The organism is Spirosoma validum (genome assembly GCF_014699035.1).
In the GTDB taxonomy this organism is placed as follows: Bacteria; Bacteroidota; Bacteroidia; order Cytophagales; family Spirosomataceae; genus Spirosoma; species Spirosoma validum.
Genome location: NZ_JACXAA010000005.1, coordinates 319,858 through 338,731 on the forward strand (window position 1 = coordinate 319,858; position 18,874 = coordinate 338,731).

Annotated in this window: 16 protein-coding genes; 10 read left to right on the forward strand and 6 right to left on the reverse strand. The window is 47.5% G+C overall.

All coding sequences use genetic code 11. The features are described 5' to 3' along the window. Positions 1-52: 52 nt before the first annotated feature. Positions 53-2,167: a TonB-dependent receptor gene (locus IC230_RS15865; RefSeq protein ID WP_191040018.1), complete on the reverse strand. Its 2,115-nt coding sequence runs from the start codon at positions 2,165-2,167 to the stop codon at positions 53-55. Positions 2,168-2,585: 418 nt separating this feature from the next. Between IC230_RS15865 and IC230_RS15870 the strand changes: the two genes are divergently transcribed. Beyond that, a complete protein-coding gene (locus IC230_RS15870) occupies positions 2,586-2,798 on the forward strand; it encodes a helix-turn-helix domain-containing protein (RefSeq protein WP_191040019.1) in 213 nt (70 codons plus the stop codon). On the opposite strand, the gene IC230_RS15875 is transcribed toward IC230_RS15870, so the two are convergent. Next, positions 2,795-3,913 carry an SMP-30/gluconolactonase/LRE family protein gene (locus tag IC230_RS15875; RefSeq protein ID WP_191040020.1) on the reverse strand — a complete coding sequence of 373 codons (1,119 nt, stop codon included), beginning with the start codon at positions 3,911-3,913 and terminating at the stop codon, positions 2,795-2,797. The genes IC230_RS15870 and IC230_RS15875 overlap by 4 nt on opposite strands. 170 nt (positions 3,914-4,083) lie before the next feature. On the opposite strand from IC230_RS15875, the gene IC230_RS15880 reads away from it, so the two are divergent. The 4 genes from IC230_RS15880 (at position 4,084) to IC230_RS15895 (ending at position 9,256) form a co-directional block, all read left to right on the forward strand. Beyond that, positions 4,084-5,112 (forward strand): SMP-30/gluconolactonase/LRE family protein, encoded by a 1,029-nt coding sequence (locus tag IC230_RS15880; RefSeq protein WP_191040021.1) that lies wholly within the window; start codon positions 4,084-4,086, stop codon positions 5,110-5,112. A 204-nt stretch (positions 5,113-5,316) separates the two neighbouring features. Beyond that, positions 5,317-6,213 (forward strand): pirin family protein, encoded by an 897-nt coding sequence (locus IC230_RS15885; RefSeq protein ID WP_191040022.1) that lies wholly within the window; start codon positions 5,317-5,319, stop codon positions 6,211-6,213. Positions 6,214-6,596: 383 nt separating this feature from the next. Beyond that, positions 6,597-8,066 (forward strand): DEAD/DEAH box helicase, encoded by a 1,470-nt coding sequence (locus tag IC230_RS15890; protein WP_223860688.1) that lies wholly within the window; start codon positions 6,597-6,599, stop codon positions 8,064-8,066. Positions 8,067-8,158: 92 nt separating this feature from the next. Further along, a complete protein-coding gene (locus tag IC230_RS15895) occupies positions 8,159-9,256 on the forward strand; it encodes a Gfo/Idh/MocA family protein (protein ID WP_191040024.1) in 1,098 nt (365 codons plus the stop codon). Between the two features lie 75 nt (positions 9,257-9,331). Here the strand turns inward: IC230_RS15895 and IC230_RS15900 are convergent, their stop codons facing one another. Beyond that, positions 9,332-10,558 (reverse strand): PQQ-dependent sugar dehydrogenase, encoded by a 1,227-nt coding sequence (locus tag IC230_RS15900; RefSeq protein WP_191040025.1) that lies wholly within the window; start codon positions 10,556-10,558, stop codon positions 9,332-9,334. 476 nt (positions 10,559-11,034) lie between these two features. Here IC230_RS15900 and IC230_RS15905 point away from each other — a divergent pair, with 476 nt between their 5' ends. Further along, a complete protein-coding gene (locus IC230_RS15905; protein WP_191040026.1) occupies positions 11,035-11,460 on the forward strand; it encodes a hypothetical protein in 426 nt (141 codons plus the stop codon). Between the two features lie 10 nt (positions 11,461-11,470). Here the strand turns inward: IC230_RS15905 and IC230_RS15910 are convergent, their stop codons facing one another. Together IC230_RS15910 and IC230_RS15915 are read right to left on the reverse strand one after the other, a co-directional pair. Then, positions 11,471-11,839: a hypothetical protein gene (locus tag IC230_RS15910; RefSeq protein WP_223860675.1), complete on the reverse strand. Its 369-nt coding sequence runs from the start codon at positions 11,837-11,839 to the stop codon at positions 11,471-11,473. Positions 11,840-11,941: 102 nt separating this feature from the next. Beyond that, a complete protein-coding gene (locus IC230_RS15915) occupies positions 11,942-12,520 on the reverse strand; it encodes a DUF4142 domain-containing protein (RefSeq protein ID WP_191040027.1) in 579 nt (192 codons plus the stop codon). A 128-nt stretch (positions 12,521-12,648) separates the two neighbouring features. Between IC230_RS15915 and parS the strand changes: the two genes are divergently transcribed. From parS to IC230_RS15935, 4 genes are all read left to right on the forward strand, one after another. After that, positions 12,649-13,032 (forward strand): type II RES/Xre toxin-antitoxin system antitoxin, encoded by a 384-nt coding sequence (gene parS / locus IC230_RS15920; protein ID WP_191040028.1) that lies wholly within the window; start codon positions 12,649-12,651, stop codon positions 13,030-13,032. Positions 13,033-13,085: 53 nt separating this feature from the next. Beyond that, positions 13,086-13,535 (forward strand): RES family NAD+ phosphorylase, encoded by a 450-nt coding sequence (locus tag IC230_RS15925; RefSeq protein WP_191040029.1) that lies wholly within the window; start codon positions 13,086-13,088, stop codon positions 13,533-13,535. Between the two features lie 267 nt (positions 13,536-13,802). Further along, on the forward strand, positions 13,803-16,319 hold the full coding sequence (gene gyrA / locus IC230_RS15930) for a DNA gyrase subunit A (RefSeq protein WP_191040030.1): 2,517 nt from the start codon (positions 13,803-13,805) through the stop codon (positions 16,317-16,319). A 137-nt stretch (positions 16,320-16,456) separates the two neighbouring features. Then, entirely contained in the window at positions 16,457-17,899 is a 1,443-nt protein-coding gene (locus IC230_RS15935; protein ID WP_191040031.1) for a tetratricopeptide repeat protein, read from the forward strand. A gap of 480 nt (positions 17,900-18,379) precedes the next feature. On the opposite strand, the gene IC230_RS15940 is transcribed toward IC230_RS15935, so the two are convergent. Then, a complete protein-coding gene (locus tag IC230_RS15940; protein WP_191040032.1) occupies positions 18,380-18,865 on the reverse strand; it encodes a helix-turn-helix transcriptional regulator in 486 nt (161 codons plus the stop codon). Positions 18,866-18,874 lie beyond the last annotated feature (9 nt).

The following is an 18,874-nucleotide window of genomic DNA, read 5'->3' on the forward strand; positions in this document are numbered from 1 at the left end:
AACCAGCAACGAACGTAACAGTTCGTAAACGGCAGAAGAAAGTCGCCGTTTATTACCACTTCACGCTCAGGCGTATACCTCCCAGCACATTCCGGGCGGGCGATGCATTGTAGTAACGGTTGCCCACGGCATTCAGATCGTAGCCAAGTGAGTAGGTCTGATCAAGCAGATTATCGCCACTCGCGTAGAGGTCGAGCGTCCAGTGCTGACCCAGACTGTGCCGGAAGCCGAGCGTCGCCTGCAAAAGCCGGGTTGGGTCCGACATAACGGTGTTCCCATCGTTAAGCGGGAAATCATTCAGGTACTGGAACGTAACGTGGGCATACAGTCCGAGACGCGTTTCAGCGTCGATACCCGTCACGAGGGTTGTTGGCGCTACACCCGGTACGCGGTTGTTTGAGAGATCGGTTGTTCCCTGCTGATAGTCCCGGAACCGATAATCGGTCAACGTCATGCTATACCACAGGCGCAGGAGGTTAAAAAGCTGCGGAGACGTAGCCGAAGGAAGGATGAACGAATACGATAACTGCGTTTCCAGACCTTGCTGATCAATATGACCGCCATTCACAAAATACTCCGCGCCAGCTGCGTCGGACCGTCGGACGATCGTTTCGGTAAGTTGCAGATCATAAGCCGATACGTCGAACTGAAATCGCCCATTTGCAGCTGATCCACGCAGGCCAACTTCATAACTCGTTCCGCGTTCAGGGTTGAGGGTCGTATTGAAACCACCGGCTGATGGGCGTATTTCCTGACTCGATGGTGCTGAATAGCCCGTGCTGACACTCACAAAAGCAGAAAGGTTCTGGCCGAAGGTGCGCAGTAAGGCGACACGGGGCAACCAAACCGGCGAAAAATTACGATTCAGCAACGTAGCAGGCACCGCTCCAGCCGACCGTACTGGAAACCGAGTGAAACCATACCGAACATCGTTGCGACTCAAACCTGCTGTCAGTCGAAAACGGGCGGGCAATTCGGTTTCGGCCTGAGCGAAGACGGTTGACTGACGTGCAATCAGTTCTTCATCGGTCTGGATGGTATCGGCAACACCCCCCCGGTTCCCGAAATTGCGGTCGACGGTGAAGGTACGCAGCAACTCCGCGCCAACGGTAAAGGTGGTTGGCAATGGACCGTTGGGCAGTCGAATTTGCGTAATGGTACGTCCGCCAAGCCCCTGATCCGTACGTCGTTCATAATTTGTGATGAATGGGTTCGCAAAGTCGGTACTCGAGCCGTAAACAACCGTTGTGTTCTGAATCCGGTCGTTCCAGCGGTACTCATGCGAAAGTCCCAGATAGCCTACTTTCTGATAAATACCTGCCTGCTGAGCCGCACTACTGGGCAGCGTCGCCGTGGCGGGTCGCGATGCACGTGGATTTGCCTGATACTGAGCCAGCGTGAGTCCCCCCGGTGTTTGATAGTGCAGATCCGAATATAAACCCAAGACAGAAATTGTCCGTTTGGGACTAACGCTAAAGGAGCCGGTTAAGCTCAGATTGTCGCGGACAACGGCACTCTGGTCGCGGTATCCATCCGATTGTAAATGGTTGTAGTTAAGTGATATAGCTGAATTGTTTTTGCCCGTTTGCACCGAAAGGCCATTGCCATACAAACCATAGCTGCCTGTCAGAGCCGAGACTTCAACAAGGCTTTTATTGGCCGGAACAGCCAGGCCACTAAACAAAACTGTACCCCCTGTGCCCGCTCCGTATAAACTTCCGGACGGCCCTTTGATGACCTCGATACGTCCTAACGCCCGCACATCCAGCGCATTTAACGGCGTATTGCCACCTGCATCTGTGAGCGGCAATTCATTCCAGTACGTCTTGATATTCCGAACCCCAAACGGCGACCGAATAGCGCTCCCCCGAATAGCCAGCCGGTAACTCCCCGGCGACCGTTCATCGGCCCGCACACCCGGTAATGTATTGAGCGCCGGTACGAGCGTTGGCGTTCCAAACCGCTGATTCAAATCCCGTCGGGTCAGCAAACCTACCGAAGCGGGCGTTTCCAGTAATCGCCGATTCGTCGCATACCCCCGCACAACGACTTCGTTAAGTTGAAGGGTATCGTCTAAGGAAGTAGGCGTTGGTGCGGTTTGGGCCTGGAGAACAGATATACTTAAGCCGTAAACGAAAATAGCCGTTGAGAAGTAACGTGGTAGCATCTATAATGGAATATAATGTAAAAGTACAACGTAACCAGGGAACAAAAGGGTTTCTATTTCTTTCGAACAAGTAGAACAGATTTCCGGCAAAGGCCTAGTAGACCCACATTTATTTATTCGTACAGTTTGCCAATTGTCCTTATTATATTTCCAGTACAAACCGTTTTCACGGATTAGTTTCGCTTATAGATTTACGGACGAAGCCAGCGCTTCGGTGTTACTAGCCATAGTTCATAATAAAAGAGGTGCTTCAACAAATATGATTCTGACTGTAGAGACACAAGTTGATTATGAACAGGCTATGGAAGGTATAGAAACCTACTTAGCTAAGGGATCTGCCAGTCTGTTAGAAACAGATTTGGCTGAATTACAGCGGCTGTCGTTGTTGGTTGAACGGTATGAGGAGTAACATTACCCAATGCATGTCGAGCCTGCAACGCTACCCGAAATGATACGTCTGAGGATGTTTCAGGAGAATCTAAAACAACGCGACACCGCCAACGTATTGGGAATTACAAAAACGCGCCTTTCAGAAGTGCTGCCGGGTAAACGGAAAGTGAATATGGACTTAGCAATACGCTTACACGATAAGCTCCACATCCGGGCCGAGTATATTCTGAAGACAGCTTAATTAGGTAACTTCATCCGATACAGTCGGAACGGATACTCTACTTTATCCTGGCCATCGTTGTATTTTTTCGTGCGGTGAATCTGAGCCGCCGTCATGTAAAGATAACCGTCTGGCCCAATGGCGAAACTGTCGGGCCACAGAAAACGGCTGTCTCGGGCAAGCGTTTCGAGTTTACGGTCAGGCGTTACGTAGCGTACCGCTTTGCTGGGTGAATCAGTCAGGTACACGTTTCCTTTGGCGTCCGAAATCATACCGTGCGAAATGCCCGTTTCGGCAACTACTTCGACGTGCGAAGCAACCTCCGCCGGACTCAGTGCCGGGTTACGCAGGTACTCAGTTTCAATCCGGTATAATTTGGTCTGGTTAATGGCCCGGTAATAGAAATACTTGAAATCGTCCGTCAGCGCGATGCCATTGACGTTACTGCTGAACGGTTTGCCGTCTTTGTCTTTTACTTCTTTTCCATCAATTTTCAACATAAAACCTGGCTCGGCTTTGGTTGATTTATCGTCTTTAAGCAGATCACGGCTTTTCCCCGTTTTCAAATCCAGCACGACGATCGTCGCTCGTTTCGGATCAGACAAATAAGCAACCTGATGCTGCGTATCGACCCGTACGTCGTTGAGAGCCGTTTTCTCACGGGGTAAATCTTCAAAGCGGTAGATCTTCTCGACCTGATTCGTCGCCAGATTAATTTTCAGCAGTTTAACACCATCTGGTATCGTCGCTTCTTCACCGGGGTTGCCCGGGTCAAGCACCCAAAGCGCGTTGGTCTGGTCGACAAACAACGCCTGTACATTCATGAACCGCTCTTTCGGCTTGAGCGAATCCCACTGATTCCATTCGGCGTTGGGGTAGGGCTTCCGTTGTCCCGGTCCGTCGCCACGGTTGACGATCTCGGCCAGCGCATAGTCGTAATTCTCTGGCTTTTTCGGGAACGTAATGAAAATGCGTTTTTCTTTGGAAACGCCTACGCCAATGGGTTGATGTTTCCCAAATTCAGCTACTGTTTCTACGTTCGGTGCCTGACCCGAAGGACCTTGTGAGGTAGGTGACTGGGCATTAGCTAAAGAGCTGCACATGAGAAGAAATAAGGTGAAAAGTGGCGTTTTCATACGTTGGGCACAGTAAATAAGACTACTACGTACTAACGACTGCCAGGAACGATGGTTTAGAAAAAGTGACCTGAGTTGTTCGATAACCAAAAACTCATCTTTTGAGATTTTGATAACCGTAGGAAGCCACAACCGGTTAGACGTTGTAAGTACGAACGCTCATTAATGGTATGAAACTTTCTTTTCGGTGTCTGTCTTTCCTTATTCTGTTGACTGGTTGCTACGTAGTGAAAGCGCAGGCGACGCAGTACGCTACCATTGGTCAGGTCGTACGTAATGATTCTAAACTAAATCAATTGATTCCGGCCGACGCGAAAATTGAGATTATTGCAGCCGGTTTTGGGCATCTGGAAGGCCCTGTCTGGATTCGTGATAGTAGCTATTTGCTCGTCAACGACACCAAGGCGCAGACAACTTACAAATGGTCACCACAAACAGGGTTATCGAAGTTTATTGAGCATAATGGCTACACAGGACGAATGCCCTATAGTGAGGAACCTGGTAGCAATGGCATGACCGTTGATAAGCAGGGGCGGCTGATTATCTGCGACCATGGCGACCGACGTATTGCCGCTTTGCCACTACGTGAAAAAGGGGGTAAGCGCACGTTGACCGATAATTTTCAGGGGAAGCGATTTAGCAGCCCGAACGACGTCGTAGCTCATTCAAGCGGTAGTTTGTATTTCTCAGATCCACCGTATGGTTTGCCATTGAAAGACAAAGACCCTACCCGTGAAATGACTGTTAACGGCGTTTATCGGCTTGCAGCCAACGGAACTGCTACGTTACTGGTTAGCGACATGACCCTGCCAAACGGACTGGCATTTTCGCCGGATGAAAAAACGCTGTATGTAACGCAGTCCGATTCGCTAAAGCCCGTTATCAACGCCTATTCAGTACTGGCCGACGGTTCGCTGAGCAAAGGGAAATTGTTTTTTGATGGGAAAACTGTTCCCAAACTTCGGTATAAAGAAGTGCCGGATGGCATCAAGGTCGATACCCAGGGAAATTGCTGGGTCGCGGGTCCAGGCGGCTTACTGATTATTTCTCCGGCGGGTAAGTTGCTTGGACGTATCGATACCGGCGAAGTGATTGCCAACTGTGCCTGGGGCGACGATGGAAGCACGCTCTACATCGCATCGGGTATGTTTTTATGCCGGATAAAAACGAGTGTAAAAGGGATTCTGCCAGGCAACTAATAGTGGTTAGATAATTGGCCGATTCGGGAAAAAACGGATGTTGTACATAGCTATATCGTGTGCTTTACTATGCTCAAGTATAGTGCTATATAAAAGTATAGTACTATAAAATATATAGTTAATTTGGGTAGCTTTGTGTAGGGAATGACGAATACCTTTTGCCGGAACAAGAGGCTGTTCGAGCACCCAATAACGTACAACATCATGGAATCGATCGTAGAACAACAAATAGCTAGTAAAAGAAGAGTCGTCACTATTCACACCCCTCCCGCACAACAGGGATTTCTGGGGCCTGGCCACACTGCCCGCGCCGTTATACAAACTGATTTTACGCAAAGTGATCCGTTTATTGTGCTGATGGATGACCGGCTCGATAAACAGGATGGTGAACCCGTGGGTGGTCCACATCCACACGCTGGATTTGAAACGGTTTCCTTATTGCTGGAAGGAGAAATGGGGGACTCCGCTCACCAGATGAAAGGCGGAGATTTCCAGATCATGACGGCAGGAAGCGGTATTGTTCATACCGAAACCATTGAGCGGGAAGCAACGATGCGGCTTTTGCAGATGTGGCTAAATCTGCCCAAACAAGATCGGTGGGCTACGCCACGGGTACAGGATCTTCCGTTAGCGCATGTTCCCAAACGAATCGAAAAAGGAGTAGAAATTCGGGTTTATAGCGGTTCATTTGCTGGCATTACGTCACCCATCCAGAATTACGTACCGCTCATCATCGCCGACATTCACCTGCAGCCGGGAACCAGTACTACACAACTGATCCCCGATTCGTTTAACGCGTTTCTCTACGTGATTGAAGGCAGTATAACCATTGGAGACGATCATACTACGTTACAGCAAGACCAGGTCGGATGGCTCAACAAACTGTCTGGAAATAGCCAAAGTGAACTACAACTAGAAGCAGGCGAAGCCGGAGGACGGGTTATTTTATATGCCGGACAGCCTCAGCAGGATCCGATTGTCTCGTACGGTCCATTCATCGCTGATAACCAGGACGAGATAAGAGGATTATATCGGGATTTTCGCCAGGGCAAGATGAGGCACGTATCAAATCTTCCTCAAAGCCAGCGGCTGGTGTATTAAGTTGGCAGTTAGTGATTGGGTATCTGTGCTCTTTAGGTAGATTGAACATGTCAGATGCCATACGCCAAGCAGATCTGGAAATCAGTTAGACGTTACGTTCAGCTGATTTTCAGATCTGCTTACTGTTTACGAGACTTGTATGGAGAAACTATCTATGATGTCTGGAAGCAAGTAGTAACAAATAGTGAAAGGTGAAAAAACAAACATTACCTAGAAACGGGCTTGCTGAATAAAGTCCTGATTTTTCGTTATATTTGTTTCAAATCATGCGGTTTGCTGACTGGAAAAGTAAGGTCAGCGGTTTTTCAACATCACTATCGGCTGTTACCTTGACATTTTCCGAATTTAATCTTCACGACGACCTGCTGGCTGGCGTGGATGCGATGAACTACTTAAAAGCCACGCCCATTCAGGAGATGGCTATTCCAAAAATCCTCGAAGGGCGCGACCTCATTGCCAGCGCTCAGACCGGAACAGGAAAAACGGCGGCTTACCTAATCCCCCTTCTCGATCGTATTTCGCATACCAACCACGATCATACCAGTACGCTCATTCTGGTACCGACCCGCGAACTGGCCAAGCAAATCGACGAGCAGGTAGAAGGGTTTGGGTACTTTGTTCAAGCCAATAGCATTGCTATTTACGGTGGTGGCAAAGGTGATGATTGGGATAAACAGCGGAAGGCGCTCGAAACCGGCGCCGATATCATTATTGCCACGCCGGGTCGGTTGATTGCCCATATGCAGCTGGGCTACGTTAAGTTTGATAAGATCGATTACCTGGTGCTTGATGAAGCCGACAAAATGCTCGACATGGGCTTTTCGGACGACATCCTGAACATCGTAGCGAAACTACCGACCAAACGCCAAACGCTGTTGTTTTCGGCCACGATGCCCAACAAAATCCGCGAGTTCTCGAAGAAATTGCTGACCGATCCGGAAGAGATTCGGCTGGCTGTTTCGAAGCCTGCGGCCGGGATTGATCAGCAATTTTATCTGGCCTACGATAATCAAAAGCTGCCTCTGCTGGCTCATCTGATTAAAAACAGCCCGACACCCGTGCAAAGCATGGTGCTATTCACCTCAAAAAAGGCGGAAGTAAACGGGATTGTGCGGGCACTGAGTAAACTCGGGTACGAATCGCGTGGAATCAGCTCCGATCTGGAACAGGATGATCGCGAGGTCGTGCTACGTGACTTTAAAAATAAAGCGTTCCCTATTCTGGTCGCTACCGACGTACTGTCGCGGGGGATCGATATTGATAACCTGACCCACGTAGTCAATTACGACATACCGCGTGATGCCGAAGATTACGTGCACCGCATTGGTCGAACGGCGCGGGCGGCTACAACTGGTACGGCTATTACGTTCATCAGCGATCAGGACCAGAATCGAATTGTCAATATCGAGCGACTGATCGAGCGTGAAATTGAAAAACGGTCAATCACGGAAGAATTGGATATGGGCAAATCGCCCGTGTTCGATCCGAAGCGGTTCAGTGGTTTGCGTGGAAAAGGACCTCGCGGAAACAATGGTAGTGGTGCTGGTCGGGGAGGACGCGAGGGTAGAAGTTCTGGCAAGGATGGTCGTGATAATCGTCGGGGCTCTGATCGACGTCGACCTGAAAACGGGAATGCACCCGCTGGCGAACAACCTAAGCCTACTGATTCAGGAGTTAATTCACGGCCGGAAGGAACTGAAACGCCTGGCAATGGCTCGTCCCAGCCTCAGTCAATGGCCGTTGATGGTCAAGCCTCTGACAAACCCAAACGCCGGAAAAAACGCCGTCGGGGTCCACGGGGAGAAGGTCATTCTGCCGAACCAACCCAACCCACGGTTCCCGTTGGGGAGTAAATACGTGCTTTTCCTATGCAGATAGCCTGGTTTTAATCCGGGCTTTTTTTTGCTATCTTTTGTCTGTCATACAAACGTAGCCATTTATTTCTATGCCTATTTCCCGCCGAATGTCGATCCAGACTCTTGCCTTAACAGCGGGTGGGTTACTAACTCAGTCGGGTGATCTGTTTTCAAGCCAACAACCTAGCCCCAAAAAGTTAGGTATTGCTTTGGTTGGACTGGGTAATTACGCAACCAGCCAACTGGCTCCGGCGCTGCTCGAAACGCAAAATTGCTACCTGGCCGGTATTGTGACGGGTTCGCCTGATAAAGCGAAAACATGGGCGGCTACGTACAACATCCCCGCGAAGAATATCTACACTTACCAGACCTTCGACCAGATACGTAATAACCCCGATATTGATATCATTTACGTCGTATTGCCTAATTTCCTGCATGCTGAATACACAATTCGGGCGGCTCAGGCGGGTAAACACGTCATTTGCGAGAAACCGATGGCCATGAATGCCAGCGAAGCCCGGCAGATGATTACGGCTTGCGATAAAGCGGGGGTTCAACTATCCGTTGGGTATCGATTGTATTTCGAACCACATCATCTGGAGATGCGCCGGCTGGCGGCAGAGAACACGTTTGGACATAGTAAGGTGATTGAGTCGGCACTTGGTTTCACCGTGCCTGGGCCAGGTTCATGGCGACTTGATAAGAAAATCGGTGGGGGAGGAGCCATAATGGATTTGGGTGTTTACGCCATTCAGGGGGCTCGACGGACCCTCAATCTGGACCCAATTAGCGTAACAGCGCAGGCCTTCACGTTCGATAAAGAGCATTTCAAAGATGTCCATGAGATGGTTTTCTGGCAGTTTGAATTTCCGGGCGGAACAATTGCCGACTGTCGCACTACGTACTCATCATACATTGATCGGCTCTATGCTACGTGCGAACGCGGCTGGTTCAAACTCGAACCGTCTTACAATGCGACCGGGGCGCAGGGAATCACCAGCCGGGGGCCGATGGACGTATCATCCCCTCACTACCAGCAAATTGCACAGATGGACGCGTTTGTTCACTCCATTCGGACGAAAACCAAACCCGAAGCCTCGGGCGAAGAAGGCTGGAAAGATATGAAGCTGATTGGTGCGATCTTACAAGCGGTTGAAACCGGACGCAAAATTCAGATTTACTGGTAGAGGTTAAGGGAGTTTATCCCTACAAAATGATCAGGCCTGGGTCATAACATGACCCAGGCCTGATAAACAAGACCATTACTTACGACTCACCCGATAAATAACTCCGTTGTTGTCGTCCGTGAAGAGTAATGAGCCATCGGGCAAGGTAGCGATCCCGACTGGTCGCCCAAATTGAGCCTGGTTGTTGTTGACCAGAAAGCCCGTCACAAAATCATCAACCCGAACGGGCTTGTTGTTTTCGAAATGGACGCGAACAACGCTGTAGCCCGAAGGTTGCGTACGGTTCCACGAACCTCGCATGGTAGCAAACGCATCATTTTTATACTCAGCCGGGAAGTTAGACGTTCCGGTACTGCCCGCATAAAAAATCATTCCCAACGGAGCGGCATGAGCCTGGTATAATAAAACCGGTAAGGTTGTCTTGGCTAAGTATTCAGCATACGTCATTCCCTCGGGGCGTGGGTGCGGGTTGTATTTTCCATCCGCATAAATATGTGGCCAGCCATAGTCGGCACCTTCTTTAATGCTATTCAGTTCCTCCCGCTGATCTTCATCGCCTAGCCAGTCGATGCCGTGATCGAATCCGAAAAGTTCTTTCGTTTCCGGATGCCAGCCGAAACCAATCGTATTCCGTAGCCCTTTTGCAAAAACCGTACGTCCTGTACCATCCGGATTGGCGCGAAGAACCGTTGCACTTTCCTTGTTTGGTTCAATACAGGCATTACACGTACTACCAACTGTAATGTATAGCTTCCCGTCCGGTCCGAAGGCAATGGTCCGGTTTGGATGCTGGCCACCGTCGGGCAGATCGTTAATCAACTGCTGAGGTGCCCCGAGTGCCCCATCACCACTTATATCGGCTACGTATAACTCCTTAATGGCTATCAAATACATTTTCGTGCCATTAATCGCTAATCCGTGAACGTCTTTAATGTTGGCAACGATCCGTTTGTTATCAACCTTCCCATCGTTATTGGTATCCTGTAGCAACGTAACGGTACCTGCGGACCGGTCGCTCACATAAACGTTGCCGGACGAGCTTATTGCCAGCATTCTGGGTTTTCCCAATTGATCGGCAAACTTGGCAATGGCAAACCCAGCTGGTACCTTGAGTTGGGCGATCCGATCATCGGTGGCGGGCACCAGTGCAGGCTCAAACACATTTCCCTGAATACTTGCCGAAGTAGGTTCGGTATTCGTCTCCGGGACGGTGGCCTGAATGAGGTGATCGTTGTTGCAGGACCCAAGCAGGGCTGCTATGGTAATGCCGGATAACAAGGCCTTTGTACGTAAAGTTTTCATCGAATCTGAAAAATAATCGTTGAGAAAAAGGTATAAATTATACTCCAGTTTTATTACAGAATAAGTAGAGTATGAGTATTGATATAACTGACAAATAAGCGTAGAGTTTAGTGAATCCTGATAAACTTAATTAACATACTTTTCTGCATACGATCAATAATTTATCATTAACTAATTAGATAGTTAACATACGTCTGTATAGTAAGTCCCTTATTTACTCCTGTAGTTATAAGATGAGTAGGGTAGTAGCTATCTTATGGTTTTTTCTGTTGTATTTAAGTCAAAATCTATATACCATTCTTTATTTAATTAACTATTTGATTATCAATGAAATTATTTAAAGTACAGCTTGTTTTCTCTATATTTTTAGTGGAATTTATTCGGTGATCAGGAGAGAAGAACTACACACGCATTCGTGGCTTTTTGTTTGTTAATATTGCTAGTTGAAAAGGAATAGTTGTATTACCCCCACCGAAATGACATTTGCCCAACACATTCGTTTGGTTTCCTTCGATGACCTGCTGTTATTGACGGATATTGTTCAAACAGAAACGACTCGCCGGAAAACATTTATTGATTGTTTGTCGGATATACAACTACAGGGATTGAGTTTGACGATTAACACCCGCGATTTATTGTATCGGGTTATCAATAGCCGTTTAAATGGCCCGGCTTCAAAAAAGAATGGTGATCTGACTATTAAAAATTTATTCACCTTGCTCAAGAAGGAGGACTGGCTATACATTGAATACGTTAACAGCCGGGCATTCTTAGAAATTAAGGATACGCTGATTCGACATGACGCTCCCCTGGAAGAATATTATGGTGTATTCAATGAAAAGAACGAGGCATCCCTGAATCGGCGGATGGTGCAGATTATTGAAGCGGGTACATATAAATAAGGCCGACGAATTACTGGTGCAAATTAGGTTTCCGTTCGGATTTCTTTCCCGCTGACTGATGGGGCGTTGATGTTGATTGGGGAGTAGACGGACCTGTCGTTGAACTGTCGGAGCCATCGGGAGAAGCTGATTGGTTTTTCGCCTTAGCAGCAGGTACAGGGGGTACATACATATACGCCCGTGAGGCACCTTCGTCGGCGATGGTCATACTGGCGGCACTGGTTTCAGCCGGGCGTTTTCCCGGCGTCAGGTATCCCGCACCGGTCGACGCTGTTGAACCGCCACTTCGCCCACCCGTGGTAGATTGCGCCAGGCCAGACTGGGCGAGGCAAAGTAGGAGAATAAAGCCGATAATTTCTGGAATTCCTTTCATATTCATAGCGTGCACGTACTTGATCAAAAAATTAGGTATTGTCAAACATGAACCAGTACGGTTCTACTAGCATGCTGACAATACCTGATGGTCTGAGGCTATACTTGATTAATCCATTTTTTTGTCAATAGCCGTAATCGCATCCATATGCTTCTGGAGTGTCGGTAACGTCTTTGACGCAAAGGCTTTTACTTCGGCGTCTGTCTTATCGTCTTCAGCAGTCTTTTTAAACAGGTCGATGTCTTCTTTATGGTCATCAACCATCATGCTGACGTACTTCTTGTCAAACTCCTTACCGGATAATTTCGCCAGATCATTGACATGCTTCTGCTCGTCTTCGCCCAAGGTAGCAGGCAACGTAATGTTTTTAAGCGTGGCAATGGATTTGAGTTCATCATTCGCTTTGGAGTGATCTTTTACCATCATGGCGCCAAAATCTTTTACGTCCTGGCTCATTCCTTTCTCCTGAGCCAGTCGGCCCATTTCTACTTCCAGCATACCGCCATTAGCTGCTTTCACTGCAAACTCATTCGTGTTTTCTGACTCACCCAAGCCCGCGTCTGCTTTGGCTTCATTTGTACTGTCAGCGTTTTCGACACTGTCTGTCGTTTCGGTCTTTTTACTGCTACAAGCCTGAAAACTCAGCACACTGACAGCTAATAACAGAAGTAAGCTTATCTTTTTCATAACGTGATTAATTAATTAGTGAATTAGTACTACAACGATTAACGAGCCGTTAGGTTTTCCAAACTTGCTTCCGCAGAATTATTGGACAAAATTCTGTCTTTACCAGACAAAATTCTTATCTTTGCGCCATGATTATACCAAACCGCACAGCTCTTGTCTTTTTAGCTCTGAAAGGGGTATCGGCGACTCGCTTTTTCGAGATTGCCGACCTGACGGGGTATAAGCGTGAACAACTGGCCGAAGTGTTTGATACCTCCCTGAAAACCTTTCAGCGGTACGAGCGCGAGCAGAAAAAACTGAATCCGCAGGATAGTGAAAAAGTGCTTAAAATAATGGCCCTGTTCCAGACCGGAGAGTCTGTGTTTGGTTCGCCAGAATCCTTCCGGAGGTGGATGGATAAACCCGCTTTTGGATTAGGTAATCAGATTCCGTTTGATTTACTCCATACGTCAGGCGGTATTGACCTGGTGATGGATGAAGTAACCCGCATCGAATACGGCGATCTTGCCTAGTAGCAATGATCGGTCAGCATACCGCATCGGCCTGATGCGGAATCGTTAGTCCAATGTTTGTTTATCGAATTACGAAAGTTGCTTATGCCGATCGGCTGGTTGCATCAGGTGGAGCAGCCCGCTGGAATGAGCGCGGACAATTTGTTATTTACACTGCCGCTACACGGGCACTTGCCTGTCTGGAAAACGTTGTACACCGAAGCGGGGAAGGGTTGCTGGAAAACTTCCGGGTAATGGTGATTGAAATTCCGGATGAGCTACCGATCGACGCTATTGCTATCGATACGTTACCAACCGACTGGTTCGATTTTGGTCAATACGATACGTGTCAGCAGATAGGAGGGGAGTGGCTGCGAACTGGGCAGTCGGTTATCCTGAAAGTACCTTCGGCGATCATCAGCAACGAATACAATTACCTGCTTAACCCAATTCACCATGATTTTTCGCGGATTACATTACACCATACGGAACCCTTTGCATTTGACCCCCGAATTAAAGACTGACCGACGTATAAGATGACCGTAAGCGCTGGCTTATCGACTAGGTTTCATCTAAAATTGAATTGTATTTCAGTTGGATTATAGGCAGTAGGACTACCACCTAAATTTTCGGTTTAAAAAGGGTATTTTATCGCCCATCTAGCGCATTTTGGTGCCTATTTACGGGATTAATTCTGTTTTCTCCTAAAAATTTTGTATATTTGTCTATAGAGCGGTTTACAGGTAATGCGTAAGCCGGAATAGTAATTTTCTGTGAAACTCCTTTAAAACATGGCGGAAGAAAATCCCGACCTCGAATCTCCCAGTAACATCATTCCTATCAACATTGAGGACGAAATGCGTGGCGCCTACATTGACTATTCAATGTCGGTTATTATTTCGCGCGCTCTGCCTGATGTACGTGATGGGTTGAAGCCCGTTCACCGCCGGGTGCTGTTTGGAATGGCTGAACTGGGGGTGAATTATAACAAACCTCACAAGAAATCGGCACGTATCGTTGGAGAAGTATTGGGTAAATACCACCCGCACGGCGATTCGTCCGTCTACGATACGATGGTCCGTATGGCCCAGGATTGGTCATTACGGTATCCACTCGTTGACGGTCAGGGCAACTTTGGCTCGATTGATGGCGACTCACCAGCCGCAATGCGGTATACGGAAGCCCGGTTGAAACGAATCGCGGATGAATTGTTGACCGATATCTACAAAGAAACGGTTGACTTTCAACCCAACTTTGATGATTCGCTACAGGAGCCGACGGTTATGCCGGCCAAGTTGCCGAATTTGTTGCTCAATGGCTCATCGGGGATCGCGGTGGGGATGGCCACGAACATGGCGCCCCACAATCTGACCGAAGTCGTCGATGGTATTATCGCCTATCTGGATAACAATGACATTACCGTTGAGGAATTGATGCAGTATGTGAAAGCGCCCGATTTTCCGACGGGAGCTACAATCTACGGCATGGAAGGAGTAAAGTCGGCGTTTAAGACGGGACGTGGCCGTGTTGTGATGCGAGCCAATGCAACCATCGAAGAAAACCGGGGCAAAACCCAGATCATCGTAACGGACGTACCGTACATGGTCAACAAAGCGGTGATGCTTGAAAAAACGGCGGAACTCATCAATGATAAGAAAATCGAAGGGATTTCGGCTTTCCGGGATGAATCCGATCGCGACGGTCTTCGGGTCGTCTATGACCTGCGTAAGGACGCCATTGCCAACGTAGTACTGAATAATCTGTACAAGCATACTGCCTTACAATCGTCGTTTAGCATTAACAACGTAGCGCTCGTGAAAGGGCGGCCGATGTTGCTGAATCTGAAAGATATGATGAAGTACTACGTCGAGCACCGGTTCGAAGTAGTTACCCGTCGGACGCAGTATGAACTGAGGGAGGCCGAGAAACGGGCGCATATCCTGGAAGGTCTGCTGATTGCCTTAGATAATATTGATGCTGTAATTAATCTGATCCGTTCATCGCGTGATCCGGAAATTGCCCGAACCGGGTTGATGGAGCAGTTTTCGCTGAGCGATGTGCAGGCGAAAGCCATTCTTGAGATGCGTTTGCAACGGCTGACGGGTCTGGAGCGCGATAAACTCCAGGCAGAATATGACGAGTTGATGCAGGAGATTAACGGACTGCGGGAAATTCTGGCCAGCGAAGAACGGAAGCAGCAAGTCATTAAAGAGGAGTTGATCGATATCCGGGCGCGCTATGGCGACGAACGCCGGACGCAGATCAACGCGCTTGGGGATGGAAACATCAGTGATCTGTCGTTGATTGCCGATGAGGATATGGTGATCACGATCTCGCACGAAGGGTACATTAAACGTACTCCGACAACTGAGTATCGTTCCCAAAGTCGGGGAGGAGTCGGAGCGAAGGCTGCATCCACAAAGGAAGAAGATTTTACGGAGCATCTGTTTACGGCTACCATGCATAATACCCTGCTGGCCTTTACTCAGAAGGGACGGTTGTACTGGTTGCCGGTATACGAATTGCCAGAAGGGTCGCGAACGTCGAAAGGCCGGCCTTTAGCCAACTTTATCAACATTGAATCGGATGATAAAGTACGGGCAGTCATCAATGTATCGGATCTGAAGAACGAGGATTATATCAATAATAATTACCTCGTAATGTGCACGCGACAGGGTACGATCAAGAAAACTATGCTCGAAGCTTTCTCGCGCCCACGCCAGAGTGGAATCATCGCTATTACCATTGATGAGAGCGATCAGCTGATCGGCGTTTGCATGACCAATGGCGATAACGATATTGTTATTGCTTCGAGTGCAGGTAAAGCCGTTCGGTTCCACGAAAGTCGCGTTCGCCCGATGGGACGCACGGCTGCTGGCGTACGGGGTATCTCGCTTGATGACGAAGACACGACAGATCATGTTATTGGTATGGTCTGTATTGCTTCACCCGATGCACAACTGCTGGTCGTTTCGCAGAATGGTTACGGTAAACGCTCGGAAATAGATGGGTATCGAATCACGAACCGGGGGGCGAAAGGCGTTGGTACGTTGAAAGTAACGGAAAAAGTGGGTCGGTTAGTAGCCGTACTAGACGTAGCGGATAACGATGATCTGATGATTATCAATAAATCGGGGATCGCCATTCGAACCCCCGTAGGAAGCATCAGCGTCATTGGCCGGAATACACAGGGCGTTCGGTTAATTAGCCTGCGCGACGGCGATGAGATATCATCTGTAACAAAGATCAAGCAGGAGGAAGTTGGCGAAGAGGGTAGTCCTGCAGAGCCGGAATCGACTGAATTATAGTTCTGATAGAGAGGAAATTGAGCCGCTTAGTTGATAATTTTTCAGCTAGGCGGCTCAAACATTTTAATGCCGTTCATGCTTATACAGACAGATTCCGTACTTTCGTTCGTTAAAATAAACACAACCCATATTTACACATGAAACCAATTTATTTAGCACTTGTCGCATGTTGCCTATCGACGGGCGTGTATGCGCAACAAGGCGGGAACGTTTTGGAGGCTGCTCAGGGGGAAGCGCTTAAAAAGGACAAAGAAAAAAGTGACAAAGATATTACGGATGCTAAGGCTTCAGCGAAAGCCAGTACTTGGATGGATCGTGCGAAAACCTATCAGAGTATCGCAGCGGGTGGTAATATTAAACTGGATTCTGCTGCCGCTACCACAGCCTACGATGCTTATAAGAAAGTCGTTGAGCTGGATAAAGACAAAAAAGGTGGCCCTGGTAAATTAGCCAAAGAGGCAGAAGAGGCCCTGAAAAGCCCGAATATGTATACTGCTTTTATGCAGCAGGGAGTAGCCAAATTCCAGGCAAAGAACTATCCGGATGCTATTAAGGCAATGATGGTAGCGGGTGATATCAACCCAAAAGATACGCTGGCTCCGTTGTATACAGCTATTGCTGCTCAGCAGGTGAAAGATAACGCAACGGCTAAAACCCAACTGGAGAAATACATTGCGGGTGGCGGAAAAGACGCTGCTATCTATGGGTCGCTAGCGATGTTATATCGGGCCGATAATGAAGTTGATAAAGCCATTGCTGCTCTGGATAAAGGTATTGCACTGGCACCAGCCAATAAAGATCTGGCTAACGAGAAAATCAACCTTATGCTGACATCGAACCGAATGGACGAGGCTATTGCCGGGATGAAGCAAATGGTAGAGAAGGACCCCAACAATGTTCAGAATCTGGTTAATCTGTCAATCGTTTATAATAACATTGCCAGTAAGACAGGTGAAGAGGTTAAGAAGCTGGAAGGCGAAACAAAAAAAGGGGGAAATACGGCGAAGCAGCTTACGGATGCTAAAAGCATTGTCGATGCGTATAATGCGGAAATAGCCCGGTTAAGTGCTGCCATCAAAAAATCGCCCAAGCCTGAGTTGAAGCGACAATTAGCAGATGTTCAGAAAAAACTGACTGAGCAAAAAGCAGAAGTTGCCAAATTGGAAGGAGAGGCTAAGGAAGCGGCGGCTGGTGCATCGGCAACAGCCGATTCTGAAAAACGATTAACGGAACTAAAAGCGAAGCGGGCTGAGCAGAAAGGTATGGAGAAGCAATATCTGGAAAAAGCTTTAGCCGTTGAGCCGAATAGCTATGACGCTAACTTCAATATGGGCGTTTTTGTATTCAACGAAGCCGTTGAGCTGAAACAGTCTGTTGACAAGATGGATATGGCCGAGTACGCTAAATCTGGTAAAGAAGCGGACGGACGGGTATGTGGAAAATTCAAACAGGCATTACCATACTTCACGAAAGCCAAATCTGTAAAAGAAGAACCAGATTTAGTGGAGAACCTGACGAATACACAGAACATCTTAAAACAGTACGAAGAGAAAAAGATCGTCTGCGTTGATAGCAAATAAAAGAGGATAGGGTCGGGCTCACTAGAGAACGACCCTATTTAATAACAACTTTACTTAACATAATATAAATTATATAACAAAATAAACGATTTAGTTCATAAGCATATTAACAAGTTATCCACGTGGAACACTAAAGCGTTGCTTTACAGTGAGTTAGGACATTATCAGTATAAAAACGCCTTATACGCAGTAGGAAGAGGCTTTTTTGTGAAACTATAAATTATCGTTTGAGAGTAAATGCGGCTAGTTATTTAAATGAATAATGATTTTATTTTAGAAATATGCCGCGATAAATAAGCGCTTGGTTTTTGACTATGATATGAATCAATAAGGCATTTATCAGAATACTCAAACGTCAAAAATCAGCGTAGGAAAAACTGTATCATTCCAGTTAGCGCTAGTGTCGATTGCGTAAAAATACATCTCGACTTTTACGGGTGAATGACTAGTCGAATAGGCATGCTTAAACAAATAATCTACCTACGCAGTTGGCGTGAATTCTCTGAAGGAACCATCCGCATAAAAAACCAGAATTCGTTCAACCTTTTTTTCTGAGGTTGTAGCTTGGGTTTGTTCAGATGCAATGGCTGTAGCTTGTTCTGCAGGTGATGCTGGATTTGGTGTCACTGGTGGAATTTCATTACGTTGACTACGTATACCATTTGGTACGTAGGAAAGATCAGGAGATTTATAACGATCCGAACTCAAACGCGATACGTTTCCCCGGCTTGGATAGCCATTCATGACAGTTGTATTATTCACTTGATTATCTTCTTCCATAATCCAATCATAGCCTAGTTCTGGAAAGCGACGAATTATTTTCTGAATAATGTCAAAACTGGGACGATTTCGTCCTGATAAAATGTGGGAAATACTGGAGCGTTGCACACCGATCTCATCAGCAAAATAGGATGGGGTAAAATTCTTGTCGATGAGTATCTGTTTGATTTTGTCATTTATAGTCATGAAATAAAC